Annotated in this window: 12 protein-coding genes, 1 tRNA gene and 1 pseudogene; 7 read left to right on the forward strand and 7 right to left on the reverse strand. The window is 70.2% G+C overall.

The window, feature by feature from the left end:
- Positions 1-62: 62 nt before the first annotated feature.
- The gene (locus MUG78_RS12145; RefSeq protein WP_246995134.1) at positions 63-1850 is read right to left on the reverse strand and encodes an AMP-dependent synthetase/ligase; all 1788 of its coding nucleotides are present in this window, start codon (positions 1848-1850) and stop codon (positions 63-65) included.
- 154 nt (positions 1851-2004) lie between these two features.
- Between MUG78_RS12145 and MUG78_RS12150 the strand changes: the two genes are divergently transcribed.
- A complete protein-coding gene (locus tag MUG78_RS12150; RefSeq protein WP_246995136.1) occupies positions 2005-3741 on the forward strand; it encodes a DEAD/DEAH box helicase in 1737 nt (578 codons plus the stop codon).
- Positions 3742-3865: 124 nt separating this feature from the next.
- Here the strand turns inward: MUG78_RS12150 and MUG78_RS12155 are convergent, their stop codons facing one another.
- The 4 genes from MUG78_RS12155 to MUG78_RS12170 all read right to left on the reverse strand — a co-directional run bounded on the left by MUG78_RS12155 (position 3866) and on the right by MUG78_RS12170 (position 6384).
- Positions 3866-4597 (reverse strand): NAD-dependent protein deacylase, encoded by a 732-nt coding sequence (locus MUG78_RS12155; RefSeq protein ID WP_246995137.1) that lies wholly within the window; start codon positions 4595-4597, stop codon positions 3866-3868.
- A complete protein-coding gene (locus tag MUG78_RS12160) occupies positions 4594-5040 on the reverse strand; it encodes an HIT family protein (protein WP_246995139.1) in 447 nt (148 codons plus the stop codon). The genes MUG78_RS12155 and MUG78_RS12160 overlap by 4 nt, the downstream gene beginning before the upstream one ends.
- 131 nt (positions 5041-5171) lie before the next feature.
- Positions 5172-5564: a DUF4189 domain-containing protein gene (locus MUG78_RS12165; RefSeq protein ID WP_246995141.1), complete on the reverse strand. Its 393-nt coding sequence runs from the start codon at positions 5562-5564 to the stop codon at positions 5172-5174.
- Between the two features lie 28 nt (positions 5565-5592).
- Positions 5593-6384, reverse strand: coding sequence for an LppX_LprAFG lipoprotein (locus MUG78_RS12170; RefSeq protein WP_246995143.1), 792 nt, complete (start codon positions 6382-6384; stop codon positions 5593-5595).
- A gap of 294 nt (positions 6385-6678) precedes the next feature.
- On the opposite strand from MUG78_RS12170, the pseudogene MUG78_RS12175 reads away from it, so the two are divergent.
- Positions 6679-15887 (forward strand): annotated as a pseudogene (locus tag MUG78_RS12175) (fatty acid synthase subunit beta domain-containing protein).
- Complete coding sequence (acpS, locus tag MUG78_RS12180) at positions 15884-16273, forward strand: holo-ACP synthase AcpS (protein ID WP_246995145.1); 390 nt, start codon at positions 15884-15886, stop codon at positions 16271-16273. Before MUG78_RS12175 ends, acpS begins: the two are co-directional and overlap by 4 nt.
- Positions 16274-16287: 14 nt before the next feature.
- Here acpS and MUG78_RS12185 read toward each other — a convergent pair whose 3' ends face one another.
- Positions 16288-16920, reverse strand: coding sequence for a TetR/AcrR family transcriptional regulator (locus tag MUG78_RS12185; protein ID WP_246995148.1), 633 nt, complete (start codon positions 16918-16920; stop codon positions 16288-16290).
- A 9-nt stretch (positions 16921-16929) separates the two neighbouring features.
- A complete protein-coding gene (gene bcp / locus MUG78_RS12190) occupies positions 16930-17403 on the reverse strand; it encodes a thioredoxin-dependent thiol peroxidase (protein ID WP_246995150.1) in 474 nt (157 codons plus the stop codon).
- A gap of 135 nt (positions 17404-17538) precedes the next feature.
- Between bcp and MUG78_RS12195 the strand changes: the two genes are divergently transcribed.
- The 4 genes from MUG78_RS12195 (at position 17539) to MUG78_RS12210 (ending at position 20847) form a co-directional block, all read left to right on the forward strand.
- Positions 17539-17763, forward strand: coding sequence for a DUF3618 domain-containing protein (locus MUG78_RS12195; protein WP_246995152.1), 225 nt, complete (start codon positions 17539-17541; stop codon positions 17761-17763).
- 107 nt (positions 17764-17870) lie between these two features.
- Positions 17871-17943, forward strand: a tRNA-Lys gene (locus tag MUG78_RS12200).
- A 371-nt stretch (positions 17944-18314) separates the two neighbouring features.
- The gene (locus MUG78_RS12205) at positions 18315-19538 is read left to right on the forward strand and encodes a L,D-transpeptidase (protein WP_372493211.1); all 1224 of its coding nucleotides are present in this window, start codon (positions 18315-18317) and stop codon (positions 19536-19538) included.
- A gap of 169 nt (positions 19539-19707) precedes the next feature.
- Positions 19708-20847, forward strand: a complete 1140-nt coding sequence (locus MUG78_RS12210; RefSeq protein WP_246995155.1) for an acyl-CoA dehydrogenase family protein — start codon at positions 19708-19710, stop codon at positions 20845-20847.
- Positions 20848-20865: the final 18 nt, after the last annotated feature.

Consider the following 20865-nt stretch of genomic DNA (forward strand, 5'->3'; position numbering starts at 1 on the left):
CGGGACGACGCGCCGTTACTGGTGTGGCTCGTGTTGCAGTTGTTACTTATGTGGCCCGATGGCTACGAGTACAGGTTCGCGATCGCGACCTTGTAGCTGTCGTGGATCACATTGCGCTTGAGCTTCATCGTCGGCGTCAGTTCACCGGAGTCGATGGTGAAGTCGGTGGCGAGGACGTCGAACTTCTTGATCTGCTCGGCGGCGGAGACCTTGGCATTAGCCTCGGCCACCGCGGTCTCGAACTCGGCGCGCAGGTTCGGGTTCTTGGCCAGTTCCTCCATCGAGGTATCGGCGGGCAGGCCGTTGCGCTCGAGCCAGCCGGGGGCGGCCTCCGGGTCGATGGTGAGCAGCGCGCCGATGAACGGCTTCTGGTCGCCCACCACGAGGCACTGGCTGACCATCGGGTGCGCCCGGATGGTGTCCTCCAGCTGCGCGGGGGAGACGTTCTTGCCGCCGGCGGTGACGATCAGTTCCTTCTTGCGGCCGGTGATGAAGAGGTAGCCGTCTTCCAGTCGGCCGATATCGCCGGTGTGGAACCAGCCGTCGCGGATGGCGTCGGCGGTGGCGGCCTCGTTCTGCCAGTAGCCGGTGAAGACCACCGGTCCGCGGAGCAGCACCTCGCCGTCCTCGGCGATGCCGATGGACACGCCCGGCACCGGGCGGCCCACCGAGCCGATGCGGCTGTGCTCGACGTTGTTGGCGGTGACCGCCGCGGTGGTCTCACTGAGGCCGTAGCCCTCGAAGACCGGGATGCCGACGCCGCGGAAGTAGTGGCCGAGGCGCTCACCCATCGGGGCGCCGCCGGAGACCGCCGCTTCGCACTGTCCGCCGAGGGCGGCGCGCAGCTTGCCGTAGACCAGCTTGTCGAAGAGCGTGTGCTTCAGGCGCAGCATCAGGCCGGGGCCGCCGGAGTCGAGGGAGCGGCTGTACGCGATGGCCGTGTCGGTGGCCTTGTCGAAGATGTTGCCCTTGCCTCCGTCGACGGCCTTCTGGTGCGCCGAGTTGTAGACCTTCTCGAAGACGCGCGGCACCGACAGCACGTAGTGCGGCTTGAAGACGCCGAGGTGTTCGACGAGGTTGGGCAGGTCGCTGGTGTGCCCCAGCACCACGCCGTTCTCCATGCAGCCGACCGCGATGACGCGGGCGAAGACGTGCGCGAGGGGCAGGAAGAGCAGGGTGGACTTGCCCTCGGCGAGGCCCGGGCCCACCGAGTCGCGCACCGCTGCGGCCTCGGCGATGAAGTTGGCGTGCGTGAGGACCACGCCCTTCGGGCGGCCGGTGGTGCCCGAGGTGTAGATCAGGGTGGCCGCGTCGCTGGACTTGGCGGCCTCCTCGCACGCGTCGAGGATCGAGTCGGGAATGTCGGCGCCGCGCTTGTACAGCTCGGCGATGGCACCGCCGTCGATCACCAGGGTCTCGTTCAGCGCGTCCGCGGCCGCGATCACGGCCCCGTGGCGGGTCTGCTGATCGGCATCCTCGACGATCAGCAGCTTGGTGCCCGAGTCGGTGAGGATCCATTCCACCTGGTCCGGGGCGGAGGTCTCGTAGATCGCCACGGTGGTGGCGCCGGCACGCCAGATGGCGTAATCGATGAGGCTCCACTCGTAGCGGGTCGAGCTCAGCAGCGCGACCCGGTCGCCGGGGGTGACGCCCGAGGCGATCAGGCCCTTCGCCACCGCGTCGACTTCCTCGGCGAACTGCTGCGCCGTGACCGTGAGCCAGTGGCCGGAGTCGCCGAGGCGGCGAAACACCGGCATGGCCGGATTGGTGCGGCGGAGCTGCTGAATCCGCGTGATGGTGGTGACGTCGTCGCCGACGGTCAGCGTGGAGGGAGTGGTGTACTCCTGCATGGCGTGCGATCCCCTCAAAGAGATGTGATGGTGCGTGTGCAGTGCTCGGTTCGGGCGAACCTCGTGAAGGGAACCCTACCAGCGAGTCAAGTGGTGCATGTCACAGGGCATTCGGGGGGTAGAATCAGCAAACGATGACTACTTATGAGCGCGCATGAGCGGCGCCGACAACACCAGTTCAGCGACCGGCTCGTTCGACGACTTCGACATCGACGAGCGGGTACGGGCGGCCCTCGACGAGGTCGGCTACGAAACGCCCTCGCCCATCCAGGCGGCCACCATCCCGCCCCTGCTGGCCGGGCGCGACGTCGTCGGCCTCGCCCAGACCGGCACCGGTAAGACCGCGGCCTTCGCCATCCCGGTCCTGTCCCGACTCGACACATCCGCGCGGAAGCCGCAGGCACTGGTGCTCGCACCGACCCGCGAGCTGGCCCTGCAGGTGTCCGAGGCCTTCGGACGCTACTCGTCGAAGATGCCCGAGGTGAAGGTCCTGCCGATCTACGGCGGCCAGAGCTACGGGATCCAGCTGTCCGGCCTGCGCCGCGGCGCGCAGGTGATCGTCGGCACCCCCGGGCGCGTGATCGATCACCTGGACAAGGGCACGCTCGATCTGTCCGAGCTGTCGTACCTGGTGCTCGACGAGGCCGACGAGATGCTCAGCATGGGCTTCGCCGAGGACATCGAGCGGATCCTGGCCGACACCCCCGACCAGAAGCAGGTGGCGCTGTTCTCGGCCACCATGCCGCCGACCATCGGTCGCCTGGCCCGCAAGTACCTCAACGATCCGCAGGAAGTGAAGGTCAAGGCGCAGACGAGCACCGCGTCGAACATCAGCCAGCGGTATCTGCAGGTCTCGCACCAGCGCAAGCTCGACGCCCTGACCCGCGTCCTCGAGGTGGAGACGTTCGACGGCATGATCGTCTTCGTCCGCACCAAGTCGGCCACCGAAGAACTGGCCGAGAAGCTGCGCGCCCGCGGCCTGTCCGCACAGGCGATCAACGGCGACATGGTGCAGGCGCAGCGCGAGCGCACCATCAACCAGCTCAAGGACGGCACCCTCGACATCCTGGTCGCCACCGACGTCGCCGCACGCGGCCTCGACGTGGACCGGATCTCGCACGTGGTCAACTACGACATCCCGCACGACACCGAGTCGTACGTGCACCGGATCGGCCGCACCGGCCGCGCCGGCCGTTCGGGCAACGCACTGCTGTTCGTCTCGCCCCGGGAGCGTCACCTGCTGCGCGCCATCGAACGCGCCACCCGTCAGGAACTGACCGAGATCGACTTGCCGTCGGTGGAGGACGTCAACGCCCAGCGCGTGGTGAAGTTCGGCGAGTCGATCACCCGGAACCTGGAGTCCGACGACCTGGACATGTTCCGCGGTCTGATCGAGGCCTATGCCCGGGAGAACGACGTGGCCCTCGGTGACATCGCCGCGGCGCTGGCGCTCGAGACCCGCGACGGCGGCTTCCTGATGACGCCGGACCCGCCCGGCGGCGACCGTCGCGATCGCGGCGACCGTCGGGAGCGTGCACCCAAGGGCGGCGGCAACTTCGCGACCTACCGCATCGCCGTGGGCCGCAAGCACAAGGTGTCGCCGGGCGCGATCGTCGGTGCCATCGCCAACGAGGGCGGCCTCACCCGCGGCGACTTCGGCAACATCAGCATCCGCGACGACTTCAGTCTGGTGGAGCTGCCGGAGGACCTCGACAACGAGACGCTGGGGATGCTCAAGCACACCCGGATCGGCAAGCACCCGATCGATATCCGCAAGGACATGGGCGCCCCGCGTCAGCGCGGCGGTAACAAGGGCGGCTACGGCAAGGGCGGCAAGAAGGACCACTGGGGCAAGCGTCCCCCGCGTGTCGCCGGCCGCGGTCGCGGCTGAGCGGGTCCGGACCCCTCGTACACGGGCCCGGGCGGACATCGTCAATCGATGACCGCCCGGGCCCGTGTCTGTCGTCGGCCCGAATCGCGTCGTCCGGTGTGCACGACGCCAGCGGCCTGAACCGTCAGGCGAACAGGAGGGGGAGTCCCTCGGCCGCGGTGGTCTTGATCCGCAGGTTCACCCGGGTGAGCTCGGAGGCCTCCGGATTCACCTCGATCACCTGGACGCCTCGCAGGGCGGCGGTCTCCGGGAGCGAGGCCGCCGGATGGACGACGCCGCTGGTGCCGACCACCACGACGAGATCGGCGGTGTCGAAGGCGGCTTCGGCGTAGTCCCACGCGTGGATGGGCAGGGCCTCGCCGAACCAGACGACCCCCGGTCGCACCCGCCCCGGACACGCCGGACACGCGCTGAGCTCGGCGCGCAGGGCCGCGTCGAGGGCGGCGGGGCGGCTGCATTGATCGCAGCGGGGTGCGAAGAGGCTGCCGTGCAGGTGGCACACTTCGTCCAGGCCTGCGCGTTCGTGCAGATCGTCGACGTTCTGCGTCACCACCCGCACCGATCCGCCGGCGGCGCGGCGGTCCCGGGCGAGCGCGGCGATCGCGTGGTGTCCCGAGTTGGGTTCGGTGGCGCGCACGCCCGCGGCGCGTTCGGCGTACCAGCGCCACACCAACTCGCTGTCGTGCGCCCAGGCCTGCGGCGTCGCCAACTGGCTGACGTCGAACTGCGCCCACAAGCCGGTGCCGGCGTCGCGGAAGGTCGGCACACCGCTCTCCGCCGACATACCGGCACCGGTGAAGACGACGATGTGCTGGGCCTGCGCGATCAGGCGTCGCCCGATGTCCAGGGGGCTCATCGCGCGCTCGGTTCGGCGGGACCGGCGTCGTCCAGCGCCGCACGCAGAACGGCCGCCGTCGCGGCGAGGTCACCGGCTCGGCGAGTGAGGAATCCGGTCACGAAGCGAGCCTTGTCTCCGCGATGGCGCGGGACCACGTGCAGGTGGGAGTGGAAGACGGTCTGGAAGGCCGCCGCCCCGTCGTTCAACGCCAGGTTCACGCCGTCGGCGGCCAGCGCCGAGGAGCGCATGGCGATGCCGACGCGTTGGCCGGCCTGAAAGAGCCGCCCGCCTGTCTCCGGCGGAAGATCGACCAGGCCGTCGGCGTGTGCGCGCGGAACCAGCAGGGTGTGCCCGGGACGCACGGGGGCGATGTCGAGGAAGCCGAGGACGTGCTCATCCTCGTAGACGAGGTGCGCGGGCGCGGTACCGGCCACGATCTGACAGAAGATGCAGTGGGTCATAGTGCTTTCGGCGTGAGGTGCTTTTCGGCTCGGCGAGGGGCCCCTCGCCGAACGTGTCGCGGGCGAAACGCGGACGGCACCCGGAAGAGCGCATTGCCTTCCGGGTGCCGTTCGCGGGTCCGTCGGCGCGACTAGGCGGAGTGGCCCGAGGTGCACAGCCAGTCGTAGATGTAGCCGCCGCCCGAGTAGTACAGGGCGTACGACTGTGCCGTGTAGAGGTCGTCGGCGGCACCGTAACCCCAATAGGCGTCACCGCGGGCGATGGCGCCGCAGCCGTTCACGAAGGCCGCCACCACCTTGCAGTCGGAGTAGCCGCAGGCCGAGCGGGCGGCGTTGCGGGCGCTCGTGGTGTCGCTGTAGTCCCACGCGCGGCCGGTGGCGCCGGTCGACGGGGAGAGCGCGAGAGCGCCGTAGTAGTTGGCCGCCTGCGCGGGCGCGGGTTCGATGGCCGACGAGACCGCCAGCACCGAGGCCGCACCGAGTACGGCGAGACCGGCACCGGTGAGTCGTGCGCGAAGATTCATGTCGTTCTCCTTGGATGAGGCGGCTGAATCAGCCGTCGACCTTGTCGGTGGTGGGCTGGTCGGAGGCCGGGGGAGTCGAGGGCTTGGCGCTCGGGGTCGCGATCGGGCTCGGAGCCTTGACCTCGCTGGTGGTGTTCCATTTGGAGACGTCGACGGTCAGCTTCAGTTCGTTCGTGGGGGCCACGATGACGCGGGCGACCTGGTTGTCCTCGGTGATCCACACGGTGGTGTCCACGGCGTCGGTGGAGTCCTTGGCGCTTTCGCCGGTGGCGCCGGTCAGGCCGGCGATGGCCTTGGCGGGCACGGTGCCGGTGACCTTGGTGGTGGCCACACCGTCGACCTGCTCGTCGCCCGCGGTGGCGGCGCCCTCCATGGAGCGCAGCACGTTGGGGATGCCGGTGTCGGGGTTCAGCAGCAGCGCGACGTCGTAGATGGATCGGCCGTCGCCGTAGTTGATCCAGCCCTTGTTGTCGACGTTGGCGTAGAAGTTGTCGTTCAGGTAGACGAACGGCGCCTGCACCGAGGTGCCGCCCATGTTCAGGGTGGCGGTGCCCTTGCCCGCGAGGGGCTTGGTGTTGACGTCGGCTTCCACCGCAGTGGCGTTCATGCTCTGGAAGGAGCCGTCGACGGCCATCGTCACATGGGCGCCGGTGAGGGCGGCGGTGGCGTCGGCTGCGGAGTTCAGCAACTCGGTCGCCGCGGGGTCCGACGAGGCCGGAGCGGGCTGGGAGTCATCGGAATCGGAACTGCAGGCGGTGAGGGTCAGGGCGGCGGCTGCGCCGAGCGCCACGACCGCTCCGAGGAGGCGGCGACGTTTCATGGAGAGCTCCTATTCGTCAGGTGGTAGCCATTGAATGTAGCAACTGCTAGTGCAATTTCGAGGGTGTGTACGGTTTTTGGCATCGAGTGCCGGGCACGCCGCACAGATAACGAAATGGTAACGATTTCTGGAGGGTGAAAATCCCTGGTAATGGCGCTTACTCGCCGTTCTACCAGTGGGTATACGCCCGGGTCGGGCCTAAACATGAGGGAAGCCTCATATTTGGCTGCCATCATTGACCGTGTTCAGCGAGTCCTCGCTGCCGCCCGCCCGCGCACCCTTTCAGGAGAGCCTGTGACCCTCGATCAGTTCCGTTCCCGTTCGCGTAACGACCGAAGCTCCGCACCGGAACCGAGTCTGCTCGACCGTCTCACCGCGCGGGTGAGGCCTATGCCGTGAGCTTCGGCGGACAGGGCGGCGGTTGGCTGCCGTCCTTCGCCGAAGTGGTGATCGACGCCGACCTCGAAGCGGCCATGGCCGCGATCGTCGAGGACGCGAGCCGCCTGCTGGCGCCGGTCGCGGAGGACCTGGCGCGCGCCGGGACGCGCTCCTTCGACCCGATCGCCTGGATGCATGCGATCGACGAGGACCCGCAGGCCTTCGCCGACGCCGATCTCGCCGAGGCCGCGGTCTCGCTGCCCGGCGTGCTGCTGAGCCAGCTCGCCACCATCGCTTCGCTCGCCAAGCAGGGACTGGACACCGTCGCGGTGCCGCCGATCGCCGTCGTCGGCCACTCGCAGGGCGTCCTGGCCACCGAGGCGCTCAACGTCGACGGCTCCGACCGGGACGCCGACGATGCCCAGCTGCTGGCGCTGGCCCAGCTGATCGGTGCGGCCGCCGCGCTCACCGCACGCCGTCGCGGTCTGGCCGGCAACGCCGACACCTCGCCGATGCTGTCGGTGTCGCAGGTGGTGCCCAAGGACATCGAGGTCCTGCTGGCGCAGTACGTGTCGAACCTGCCCGCCGACCAGCGCCTCGGCGCCCCGGCCATCGCCGTGAAGAACACCCGCCGCGCGCTGGTGCTCTCCGGCGCCCCGCGCCACCTCGCCGCCTTCCAGGTGCTGTGCGAGGAAGAGGCCGCCCGCTCGGCCGACGAGCACAAGCGCAAGCTGACCGGCGGCTCGCCGTTCGCGCCGGTCTTCGAGAACGTGATGACCACGGTGCCCTTCCACCACCCGGACATGACCGACGGCATCGCGCTGGTCACCGAGTGGGCGCAGCGTTGCGGGCTCGACCCCGCACTGGCGCACCGGTACGCCGACTCCGTGCTCGTGGAGCACGTCGACTGGGTGGCCCAGATCGGTGAAGTGGTCGCCAGCGGCGCACGATGGCTGCTCGACTTCGGTCCCGCCGACCTGGCGACCCGCCTGGCGTCGTCGCTGGTGCGCGGTCAGGGCCTGGGCGCCGTGCCCGTCGCCACCCGCGGCGGCCAGCGCAACCTCTTCGTCCCGGGCAACGTCCCGGAGATCTCGGCGCCGTGGGCGCTGTACGCGCCGCGCCTCGCGCAGCTGCCCGACGGCCGCACCGTCGTCGACACCCCGTTCACCCGCCTCACCGGCCGGTCGCCGATGCTGCTGGCCGGCATGACGCCGACCACCGTCGACCCCGCGATCGTCGCGGCGGCCGCCAACGCGGGCCACTGGTCCGAGCTGGCCGGCGGCGGTCAGGTGACCGAAGCCATCTTCGCCGACAACGTCGCGCGCCTCACCGACCTGCTGGAGCCGGGCCGCGAGGTTCAGTTCAACTCGCTGTTCCTGGATCCGTACCTGTGGAAGCTGCAGCTCGGCGGCAAGCGCCTGGTGCAGAAGGCGCGCGCCACCGGTGCGCCGATCGACGGCGTCATCATCACCGCGGGCATCCCCGAACTGGAGGAGGCCGTCGACCTGGTGCACGAGCTGAACGACGCTGCGCTGCACTACGTCGCGTTCAAGCCGGGCACCGTCGAGCAGATCCGCGCCGTGGTGCGCATCGCCAACGAAGTGCCCGCTTTCCCGATCATCGTGCAGGTCGAGGGCGGCCGCGCCGGCGGTCACCACTCGTGGGAGGACCTCGACGATCTGCTGCTGGCCACCTACGGCGAGCTGCGTGACCGCCCGAACGTGGTGGTCTGCGTCGGCGGCGGCATCGGTACGCCCGAGCGGGCCGCCGACTACCTCACCGGTGAGTGGTCCACGCGGCACGGTTACCCCCTGATGCCGCTGGACGGCATCCTGATCGGCACCGCCGCCATGGCGACGCTGGAGGCGACCACCGCGCCCGAGGTGAAGCAGCTGCTGGCCGACACCCGCGGCTGCGACGCCTGGATCGGCGCCGGCCACAGCGAGGCCGGCATGGCCTCCGGCCGCAGCCAGCTCGGCGCGGACATCCACGAGATCGACAACACCGCCTCGCGCTGCGGTCGCCTGCTCGACGAGGTGGCCGGCGACGCCGACGCCGTCGCCGAACGCCGCGACGAGATCATCGCCGCGATGGCCGGCACCGCCAAGCCGTACTTCGGCGACGTGGCGACCATGACCTACCGCGAGTGGCTCGGCCGGTACGCCGACCTCGCCGTCGGCCCCGACACCGCCGAGGCCCTGCCGTGGGCCGACGTGACCTGGGCGCAGCGCTTCACCGACATGCTGCACCGCACCGAGGCGCGCATGCACCACCTCGACTCGGGCGAGTTCGACTCGCTCTTCGACGGTGACGTCGACAACCCGCACACCGCGATCGCGGAGCTGGCGCAGGCCTACCCGGCGATCGAGGCCGACGTGCTGCACCCGGCCGATGTGGCCTTCTTCCTGGAGCTGTGCCGCACCCCGGGCAAGCCGGTGAACTTCGTGCCGGTGGTCGACAAGGACGTGCGCCGCTGGTGGCGCAGCGACTCGCTGTGGCAGGCTCACGACGCCCGCTACGGCGCCGACGAGGTCTGCATCATCCCGGGCCCGGTGGCCGTGGCCGGCATCACCGAGGTCGACGAGCCGGTCGGCGACCTTCTGAACCGCTTCGAAGCGCACGTCGTCGACGTCCTGCGCGCGGGCGGCGAGCACTCGTGGCCCGCGGATGCGCGTCGTCGTACCGGCGCGGTGCCCTCGGCCGGGCCCATCACCATGCTGCTGGAATCGGCCGACGTCTCGTGGGCCGGTCGCATCGTGGCCAACCCGATCGCGCTGCTGGGCGACCTCGCGGGCTGGGAGGTGTACGACGGCCAGGTGGCCGACCACCTCCCGACCGGCGCCCGCCTGGTGCAGGTGTCCGACGTCGACGAGTACCCGGCGGTCTTCGAGCTGTCGGTCCCGGTGGCCGGCACCGCCGTGCGGATCCCGCTGACGGTGGACGCGGGCTGCCTCGACGGCGCCGTGCCGAGCGTCGGCATCGCCGCCGCCGCCGGCGCCATGCGCGAACTGCTCACCGTGGCCGCGGGCGGGTCGCTGACCCCCGTCGCCGACGGCGTCGCGACCACCACCATCGCCTGGCACGCCGACTCGGTGGCCGACCACAGCGGCGTCACCGCCGCCACCCTGCCGCGTCGGTACGCGCCGGTCACCCCGGCCGAGCCGCTCGGCTTCGCCGTGCCCGACACCCTCGTGACGGCCTGCTGGCCTGCCGTGTTCAGCGTCCTCGGCGCCGCCACCACCGAGGCCGGCGTGCCCGTGGTGGAAGGTCTGCTCGACCTCGTGCACCTCGACCACGCCACCGCGCTGGCCGGTGCCGTTCCCGCCGCGGACACCGACCTGACCGTCGTCGCCCGCCTCGCCGACGTCTACGACAGCTCGGCCGGTCGCGTGGTGGAGGTCGACGTCGAACTGACCGACGCCGACGGCACCCCGGTCGCCACCCTCGCCGAGCGCTTCGCCATCCGCGGACGCAGCGGTGCGGCCGACCTGACCGACCCCCGGCGCGCCGGCGGCGCACCGACCGACGAGGTCAGCGCCGTCCGCAAGCACGTGCGCACCACCACGATCGTGGCCCCGGCCGACATGACCGGTTTCGCCGTGGTCTCCGGTGACCGCAACCCGATCCACACCGATGCGCTGGCCGCGAAGCTGGCCGGCCTCGGTGAGCCGATCGTGCACGGCATGTGGCTGTCGGCCGCCGCCCAGCAGGTGGTCACCGCCGCCGACCTGGACAACCCGGTGCCCTCGCCGCGCGCCATCCGCGGCTGGACCGCCCGCTTCCTCGGCATGGTCCGCCTCGGCGACACCATCACCGTGCGCGCCGACCGCGTCGGCATGGACGCCGGCCGCGACGTCATCGAGGTGACCGCGAAGGTCGGCGACGACCTGGTGATGGCCGCGACCGCGCTGCTCGACGCACCGCGCACCGTGTATGCCTTCCCGGGCCAGGGCATCCAGAGCAAGGGCATGGGTCTGGCCGCGCGCTCGCGCAGCAAGGCCGCCCGCGCCGTCTGGGACCGCGCCGACGCGCACACCCGCGAGGCGCTCGGCTTCTCGATCCTGGCCGTGGTGCGCGACAACCCGACCACCCTCGTCGCCCACGGCGAGACCTACCACCACCCGGACGGCGTGCTGTTCCTGACGCAGTTCACCCAGGTCGCCATGGCGACGCTGGGCGTGGCGCAGGTCGCCGAACTGCGCGAAGCCGGCGGCTTCGTCGACGGTGCGATCACCTGCGGCCACTCGGTCGGCGAGTACAACGCCCTCGCGGCGTGCGCCGGGGTGTTGCCGCTCGAGGCCGTCCTCGAGGTGGTCTTCCAGCGCGGCTCGGCCATGCATCACCTGGTCCCGCGCGATGAGCAGGGCCGCAGCGACTACCGCATGGCGGCCATTCGCCCCAGCCAGTTCGGGCTCGACGACGCGCAGGTCATCGGCTTCGTCTCCGGTCTGGGCGAGCAGGTGGGCGAGTACCTGGAGGTGGTGAACCTCAACCTGCTGGGCTCGCAGTACGCGATCGCCGGCACCGTCCGCGGCCTGGAACTGCTCCAGGAGGAGGTGGAGCGTCGCGTCGCCGAGCACGGCGGCAAGCGTGCCTTCATCCTGGTGCCCGGGATCGACGTCCCGTTCCACTCCACCGTGCTGCGCGCCGGTGTGCCGGAGTTCCGCGGCAAGCTCGACGAGCTGCTGCCCGCGCACATCGACCCGGCCATCCTGGTGGGCCGGTACATCCCGAACCTGGTGCCGCGCCTGTTCAACCTGGAGCGCGAGTTCATCGCCGAGATCGCCGATCTGGTGCCGTCCGAGCCGCTCGACGCGGTGCTCGCGGACTGGTCGTCGTGGTCGTCCCGCCCGGCCGAGCTGACCCGCGTGGTCCTCATCGAGCTCCTGGCCTGGCAGTTCGCCAGCCCGGTGCGGTGGATCGAGACGCAGGATCTGCTGTTCTCGGCCCCCGAGCAGGGTGGTCTGGGCACGCAGCGCTTCGTCGAGGTCGGCGTCGCCACCGCGCCCACGCTGAGCGGCCTGGCGCGCAACACGCTGAAGCTGCCCGACTACGCCACCGCGGCCACCGAGGTGGTCAACGCCGAGTCCGATGCCGCGCTGCTCACCGCCCAGGATGCGGGCGCCGAGCCGGAGGCGGAGGAGCTCGACGAGCCCGCCGCTCCCGCCGCCGAAGCTGCCGCACCGGCCGCCCCCGCCGCTGCCGCCGCACCCGTGGCGACCGCCGCCGCGACCGGCCCGCGCCCGGACGACATCGCGTTCGGTCCCACCGACGCGGTCCGCGCCGTGATCGCGCTCTGGACCAAGATGCGGACCGACCAGATCGGTGCCGCCGACACCATCGAGGCCCTGTGCGACGGCGTGTCCTCGCGCCGCAACCAGCTGCTGCTGGACGTCGGTGCCGAGCTCGGCCTCGGAGCCATCGACGGCGCGGCCGAAGCCGACATGACGGCCCTGTCGACCACGGTGAACTCGCTGGCCCGCGGCTACCGCCCGCTGGGCGATGTCCTCACCGATGCCGTCGGTGATCAGTTCCGCAAGATCGCCGGCCCGGTCGGCAAGCGCCAGTCGCACGTCATCGACCGCGTCACCGGCACCTGGCAGCTGGGCCCGGGCTGGGCGCAGCACGCGCTCGTGGCCCTCGCCCTGGGCACCCGCGACGGCGCTAGCGTGCGCGGCGGCGACCTCGGTGACCTGCTCGACGGCCCGGTCGGCAACGTCGATGCCCTCGACGCCGTGATCGACCGCGCCGTGCGCAGCGTCGGCGCCGCCCGCGGCACCGCCGTGGAGATCCCGGCCGCCGCCGGTGGCGGCGGGGCAGCGGTGGACGCCGCGGCCCTCGGCGAGTTCGCCGAGCAGATCACCGGCCCGGATGGTGTGCTGGCCGCGGCCGCGCAGACCGTGCTGGCCAAGCTGGGTCTGACCGACGCCGCGTCGGCGCCGGAGTCGGACACCGAGGCCGCCGAACTGGCCGATCGCGTCAGCGCCGAGCTGGGGGCGGACTGGCAGCGCGCCGTCGCTCCCGTCTTCGACGCCGAGCGCGCCGTGCTGATCGACGACCGCTGGGCCACCGCCCGCGAGGACCTCGCGCGGCTGTGGCTGACCGAGGTCGACGCGACCGTCGTCGACCGTTTCGCGGACGCCGGCGAGACCGTCGCCGAGCACGCGACCTGGTGGGCCGGCAAGGCCCGCGCCGAGGGACGCGCGGCGCACGCCGACGTCTACGCGGGCATCGCCGAGGCCGCTCGCCGCACCGTGGTCGGCGAGTTCGCCGACGACATCGCGGTGGTGACCGGCGCTTCGGCCGGCTCGATCGCGGCCGCCGTCGTCGGCCGACTCCTGGCCGGCGGCGCCACCGTGGTGGCCACCACCTCGCGCCTGAACGGCGAGCGCCTGGACTTCTACAAGAAGCTCTACCGCGAGCACGCCGCCACCGGCGCCGCACTGTGGGTGGTACCGGCGAACATGGCGTCATACACCGACGTCGACGCGCTGACCGAATGGCTCGGCTCCGAGCAGACCGAGAACCTCGGTGCCAGCACCGCGGTGGTCAAGCCGGTCCTGCGGCCGAGCCTGCTGTTCCCGTTCGCCGCACCGCGCGTGGCCGGTGACCTCACCGATGCCGGCGCCCGCGCCGAGCTGGAGATGAAGGTGCTGCTGTGGTCGGTGGAGCGGCTGATCGGTGGTCTGTCGGCCATCGGCGCCGATCACGACATCAACGGTCGCCTGCACGTGGTCCTGCCGGGCTCGCCCAACCGCGGCATGTTCGGCGGCGACGGTGCCTACGGCGAGAGCAAGGCCGCCCTGGACGCGCTCGTCACCCGCTGGGGTGCCGAGGACTCGTGGAACGGCCGCACCAGCCTGGCGCACGCGCTGATCGGGTGGGTGCGCGGCACCGGCCTGATGGGCGGCAATGACGTGATGGTCGACGCCGTCGAGGCCGCCGGCGTGCGCACCTGGAGCACCGAGGAGATGGCCGCCAACCTGGTGGACCTGTGCACTCGGGCGGCCCGCACCCAGGCGCAGACCGCGCCGCTGCTGGCCGACTTCACCGCGGGCCTGGACGGGGCTTCGCTGGACATGAAGGCGCTGGCCGAGCAGGCCCAGGCCGCCGCGGACCGCGTCGACGAGGCGCCCGCGGAGGCCGAGGTCACGCAGGTCGCCGCACTGTCGGCACCGGCGCGCGCCGAGCTGGGCCACCGCATCGACTGGGCCGAGCTGGACACCCGCCCCGAGGACCTGGTGGTCATCGTCGGCGCCGGCGAGGTGGGCCCGTACGGTTCGGCCCGCACCCGCTTCGAGATGGAGGTGGACGAGAAGCTGTCCGCCGCCGGTGTGCTGGAGCTGGCGTGGAGCATTGGCCTGGTGCAATGGGACACCGCGCCCAAGCCCGGCTGGTACGACGTCGAGTCCGGTGACCCGGTCGCCGAGTCCGACATCGCCGAGCGCTACCACGACGCCGTGCTCGAGCGCTGCGGCATCCGCCGCTACGCCGACGACGGGGCGATGGTCGACAACGCCGCGCCGCTGCTCGAGTCGGTCTTCCTGGACCAGGACCTGAGCTTCTCGGTGCCGTCGGAGGCACAGGCTCGCGCCTTCGCCGCCGCCGACCCCGAGCGCACCCGGATCACTCCGGCCGGCGACACCGGCGACTGGACGGTGACCCGCCTGGCGGGCACCGAGATCCGCGTGCCGCGTCAGTTCGAGCTCTCGCGCACCGTGGGCGGCCAGATCCCCACCGGCTTCGACCCGGTTCGCTGGGGCGTCTCGCCGGACATGGCCGAGTCGGTCGACCGCGTGGCCCTGTGGAACCTCGTCGCCACCGTCGACGCGTTCATCACCGCGGGCTTCTCGCCGTCCGAGCTCATGCGCTGGGTGCACCCGAGCCTGGTGGCCAACACGCAGGGCACCGGCATGGGTGGCATGACCTCGATGAGGTCGCTGTACATCGACACGCTGCTGGGTGAGGCCAAGGCCAACGACATCCTGCAGGAGGCGCTGCCGAACGTGGTGGCCGCGCACGTGGTCCAGTCGTACATCGGCTCCTACGGCGCCATGATCCACCCGGTCGCCGCGTGCGCCACCGCCGCCGTCTCGGTGGAGGAGGGCGTCGACAAGATCCGCCTCGGCAAGGCGCTGTTCGCCGTCGCCGGCGGGTTCGACGACATCGGTATCGAGGGCATCGTCGGCTTCGGCGACATGTCGGCCACCGCCGACTCGGCCAAGATGACCGCCCGCGGCATCGAGGAGCGTCGTTTCTCGCGCGCCAATGATCGACGACGCGGCGGCTTCGTGGAGTCCGCCGGCGGCGGCACCGTGCTGCTGGCCCGCGGCGACGTCGCGGCCCAGATGGGTCTGCCGGTCCTCGGTGTGGTGGCGTGGGCGCAGAGCTTCGGCGACGGTGTCCACACCTCCATCCCGGCGCCGGGTCTGGGCGCCCTGGGCGCCGCGCGCGGCGGGGTCGACTCGCCGCTGGCCGCGTCGCTGGCCGCGCTGGGCGTGACCCCGGACGAGGTCGCCGTCGTCTCCAAGCACGACACCTCGACCCGGGCCAACGACCCGAACGAGTCGGAACTGCACGAGCGTCTGGCGTCGGCCATCGGCCGCACCGAGGGGGCGCCGCTGTTCGTGGTCTCGCAGAAATCGCTGACCGGTCACGCCAAGGGCGGCGCCGCCGCCTTCCAGCTGATCGGTCTGTGCCAGGTCCTGCGCGACGGCGTCATTCCGCCCAACCGCAGCCTGGACTGCGTCGACGAGAAGATGGCCGAGTACCCGCACCTGGTCTGGCCGCGCACGCCGATCGCGATGGGCGAGCGCTTCGGGCTCAAGGCCGGTCTGCTGACCAGCCTCGGTTTCGGACACGTCTCCGGACTGATCGCCGTCGTCCATCCCGAGGCCTTCCTGGCGAGCCTGCCCGCCGAGCAGCGCGAGCAGTACCGCGCGCAGTCCGCCGAGCGTCTGCGCGCCGGTCGCCAGCGTCTGCTGGAGGCCATGTGCGGTGGTGACGCGGCGTACGTGCGTCCGCCGAACCGTCGGTTCGACGACGCCGTCGACGAGCACGACGCCGAGGCCGCGCTGCTGCTGGATCCGCAGGTCCGCCTCGATCAGGCCGGGTCGTACCGATGAGCGTGGTGGGCGTCGGGATCGACGTGGTCAGTGTGCCCGGCTTCGCCGAGCAGTTGGAGCAGCCGGGTTCGACGATGCTGATGAGCTTCCGCGTCGGTGAACGACGGGACGCGGCCGCCGGCAGCGGTGCGGATGCGCAGCACCTCGCCGCCCGGTGGGCGGCGAGGGAAGCGGTCATCAAGGCGTGGTCGTCGAGCCGGTACGCGCAGACGCCGGTGCTGCCGGAGACGGCGGTCAACGACGTCGAGATCGTCTCGGACAACTGGGGTCGCCCCAAGGTGCGCCTGCACGGCGACCTGGCGCGCTACCTCGCCGACGTGACGATTCACATCTCGCTGACGCACGACGGCGACACCGCCGCCGCCGTCGCGATCCTGGAGGCCTGAGCCTCGACGAATCGCTAGCCGCCGGCTGTCTCCTCCAAGAGGAGATAGCCGGCGAGCATGCGTTTGAGCTCCTGCACGGTCAGTTCGTGATCGTGGCCGTCCTGCACCGAGAAGCTCAGCAGCGAGTACGCGGTGTGCACCAGCACCTGCGCCATCATCTCGCGGCGTGCGCGCTGCGACGGCGTGAGCGGCGCCAGGATCCGGGCCACCTGCTCGGCCAGGATCTGCTCGTTCAACGACGCGGTGAGGCGGGTGGCCGGGGTCGACTGCACCGCCAGCCACACCGCCCGCCGGGACGGGTCGTTGCGCCACAGCGCGGCCAGGTGGTCGAGGAACTTCTCCAGCAGCGCCGGCCATTCCAGCGACGGGATCGCGCCGGCGAACTCGGTCAGCTCGTCGCGCACGGACGCGGTGTCGACGCGATCGAGCTCGCACACGATCACGTACTTGTTCGCGAAGTACTGGTACAGCGTGCCGATCGGCACGTCGGCGCGCGTCGCGATCTGCTCGCAGGTGAGCGAGTCGAAACCGTCGTCGATCAGCACCTCGCGGGCGGCGGTGAGGATGTCCTCGAACTTGCGTCGGCTGCGCTCCTGCGCGGGCCGCTTGCGGGGGACCAGCGGTTGCGCCGCGGCATCAGCGGTCATGGCGGGCGGCTACAGGGACAGGTCGCGACGGATCTTCGCGACGTGCCCGGTGGCGCGCACGTTGTACATCGCCGCGGCGATGCGGCCCTCTTCGTCGATCAGGAAGGTGGAGCGGATCACGCCGGTCACCACCTTGCCGTACAGCTTCTTCTCGCCGAACGCGCCGTACGCGGTGAGGACTTCCTTCTCCGGATCCGACAGCAGCGGAAAGTTCAGTTCGTCGCGCTCGACGAACTTGGCGAGCTTGGCAGGCTTGTCCGGGGAGATACCGACGACGGCGACGCCCGACTCGTTCAGCTCGGCCAGATTGTCGCGGAAGTCGCAGGCCTGCTTGGTGCATCCCGGGGTCATCGCGGCGGGGTAGAAGTACACCAGCACCTTGCGTCCGGCGTAGTCGGACAGCGAGACGGGGTTGCCGTCGGCATCGGGCAAAGTGAACTGGGGGGCGAGGTCGCCGACTTCGAGTCGTCCATTGGCTGCCATGCATCAACCCTAACCGGACCGACGGGCCGACCGAACGCGAGCGTGTCAACTGCTCTTTCGCGGCGGGTGGGTAGGCTTCTGCTCATGCGGGTGAGATCCCCGTGCGAACATCCGACCCATCTTTTGGAGGACCGCGTGGCCGACGAGACCCAACGTATCGAGCAGGAGATCGCGCGGGCGCGCGAAGAGCTGGCGACGACCCTGGACCAGCTGGCCGAGCGGGCCAACCCGCAGCGACTGGCCGACGACTTCAAGACCAAGGCGCTGACCTTTCTGGCCAGCCCGCCGGTCAAGTTCTCGCTGATCGGCGCCGGCGCCCTCACCGTGGTGATCGTGGTCCGCAAGATCGTCAAGAACTGACGATCCGCGCGAAGAGGCCCCCGCAGCGCAGCGCGAGAAACCGTCTCTGACCAGGCGATTTCATATTCCGGCAGATGTGCTGTTAATGTTTCTTCTCGCAAGGCCAAGCGCCATTAGCTCAATTGGCAGAGCAGCTGACTCTTAATCAGCGGGTTCGGGGTTCGAGTCCCTGATGGCGCACAGTGAATCCCCTCCCACCAGTCGGTGGGAGGGGATTTTCGCATGTCGCGACCCTGTTCGCGGGTCGCGGTCGGGGCTCGGGTCGCGCGGCGGCAGACGGGTCGCGACACGCCAGCCAGGGACGTGGGCGCGTGGGGCGGGTGTGAAAACGGGGTGCGGCGGCGAATTACCCGCGTGTGATTCGGCCGACTTCCGCGTGGCGGGGCGGGCGCGGAGAGTGTACTCTGAGCGCCGTGCGATGCGGGTGTGATGCCCGCGCGCGGGAATGCGTCAGCGTCGATGGTTCCCTACAATGGCAATATCCGGGTGACCGGTCCGTTTAGTCGGGGCCTAGACGTGCTGCGTCCGGGGCGATTTCAGGTTGGAGCAAAATGGGGATCAGTCGTCTGCGTCATCGCCGCGCCCGCAGAGGGGCGATGGCGGTCAGCACGCTCGTGGCGGCCGCGGTGGTGCTCACCGCGTGCGGCAGCCAGTACAGCGACGTGGTTCACGCCTCGGGTGAGTTCACCGACATGGTCAAGCCGGCCATCTCGGTGACTGATGAAGCGGGCAAGCCGCTCGACAAGGACGCCGTCGGCGTCCAGCCGGGCAAGCCGATCGTGGTCAAGGCCTCCGAGGGCGCGCTGTCGAACGTCACCATCCCCAAGGCCGACGGTAAGCCGCTCAAGGGCAGCTTCAGCGACGACAACGCCACCTGGACCAGCACCGAACCCTTCGGCTACGGCCGCGAGTACACGGTGACCGCGGACGCGGTGGGCGTCGGCGGGCAGACCACGTCGAGCCAGTCGTTCACCACGCAGGCGCCGAACAACCTGACCCAGGCGTACATCCTCCCGGGCAAGGGTGAGGACGTCGGCATCGCGCAGACCGTCGGCGTGCGCTTCGACGAGGCGATCCCGGACCGCAAGGCCGCGCAGGATGCCATCAAGGTCACCACGACTCCCGAGGTCAAGGGCGCCTTCTACTGGATCAGCGACCGGGAGGTCCGCTGGCGTCCGGAGCACTTCTTCGCGCCCGGCACCAAGGTCGACATCGCGGTGAACACCTACGGCGTCGACCTCGGCGACGGCATGTTCGGCCAGGAGAACGTGAAGTCGAACTTCACGGTCAAGCGCGCCATGGAGCTGTTCGCCGACGACCGGACCAAGACCGTCGTCATCAAGAAGGACGGCAAGGTCGTCCGCACCATGCCGACGTCGTTCGGCAAGCCCGGGCACGACACCCCCAACGGCATTTACATGATCGGCGATCGCGTCGACCACATCATCATGGACTCGTCGACCTACGGCGTTCCGACGTCGGCGGCGGAGGGCTACCGCACCCCGGTCGACTGGGCGGTCCAGATGTCCTACAGCGGCATCTACCTGCACGGTGCGCCGTGGTCGGTCTGGGCACAGGGCAACACGAACACCAGCCACGGTTGCCTGAATCTGAGCCCGGAGGACGCGCAGTGGCTCGTCCGCAACACCCTGCGCGGTGACCCCGTCACGGTCCGCTACACTGGCGGCGAGACGCTGTCCGGCTTCGACGGCCTCGGCGACTGGAACGTGCCCTGGTCCACCTGGCTCAAGGGCAACGCGACCGACAACAGCTGACCTCGCGCGGAACCACCCGCTCTACGTTTTTCGGCCGATCCTCCGCCTGGAGGGTCGGCCGAATTCGTCGGGTGGGCCGACTGCAACGTTGACAACGGTCGTTGGTTAGGATTCCGAAGGAGTTTCACCCGAGACATCATTCACCGAGTTCTAGTTAGGCAGGCAAGACATGGGCAAGCCCTCCTGGGAGACCGAGGAACTGACGGCGCTGCGCGAGATGGCGCGCGCGTTCTGCGAGAAGGAGATCGCTCCGAACAGCGAGCGGTACCTTGAGCAGCATCACGTCGATCGGGACCTGTGGACCAAGGCCGGTGAACTCGGCCTGCTGTGCATGTCCATCCCGGAGGAGTACGGCGGCGGTGGCGGCACCTTCGCGCACGAAGCGGTGCTCATCGAGGAGCAGGCGCGGGTCGTCGACTCGTCGTGGGGCCAGAGCCTGCACAACGGCATCATCGCGCACTACATCCTCGCCTACGGTTCCGAGGAGCAGAAGAAGCACTGGCTGCCCAAGCTCGCCTCCGGCGAAGTGGTCGGCGCCATCGCGATGACCGAGCCCGGCACCGGCTCGGACCTGCAGAACGTCAAGACCAAGGCGGTCAAGGACGGCGATGACTACGTGATCGACGGCAACAAGACCTTCATCACCAACGGCGGCCAGGCCGACCTGGTGATCACCGTGGTCAAGACCGACACCGGTGAGGGTGCCAAGGGCATCTCGCTGGTGCTGGTGGAGACCGACCGGGAGGGCTTCAGCCGCGGCCGCATCCTCGACAAGGTCGGCATGAAGGGCCAGGACACCGCCGAGCTGAACTACACCGGCGTCCGGGTGCCGCAGTCGAACCTGCTCGGCGACCAGGAGGGCCTCGGCTTCATCCAGCTCATGACCCAGCTGCCGCAGGAACGCCTGATCATCGCCGTCGCAGCGGTGGCCGGCATGGAGGTCGCACTCGCCAAGACCATCGAATACACCAAGGACCGCACCGCCTTCGGCAAACCGGTCTTCGCCTTCCAGAACACCAAGTTCAAGCTGGCCGAGGTCGCCACCGAGGCGCACGTGGCTCGCGTCTTCCTCGACGACTGCATGGAGAAGCACCTGCGCGGCGAGCTGGACATTCCGACGGTCGCCATGGCCAAGTGGTGGACCACCGACCGTGCGATGGCGGCCGCCGACACCTGCCTGCAGCTGTTCGGCGGCTACGGCTACATGAACGAGTACCCGATCGCCCGCCTGTGGGCCGACAACCGCGTGCAGCTGATCTACGGCGGCACCAACGAGATCATGAAGGAGATCATCTCGCGCTCGCTGTAGTGCCATCCCGGCGCGCCG

This window comes from Gordonia alkaliphila (assembly GCF_023017165.1).
Classification (GTDB): domain Bacteria; phylum Actinomycetota; class Actinomycetes; order Mycobacteriales; family Mycobacteriaceae; genus Gordonia; species Gordonia alkaliphila.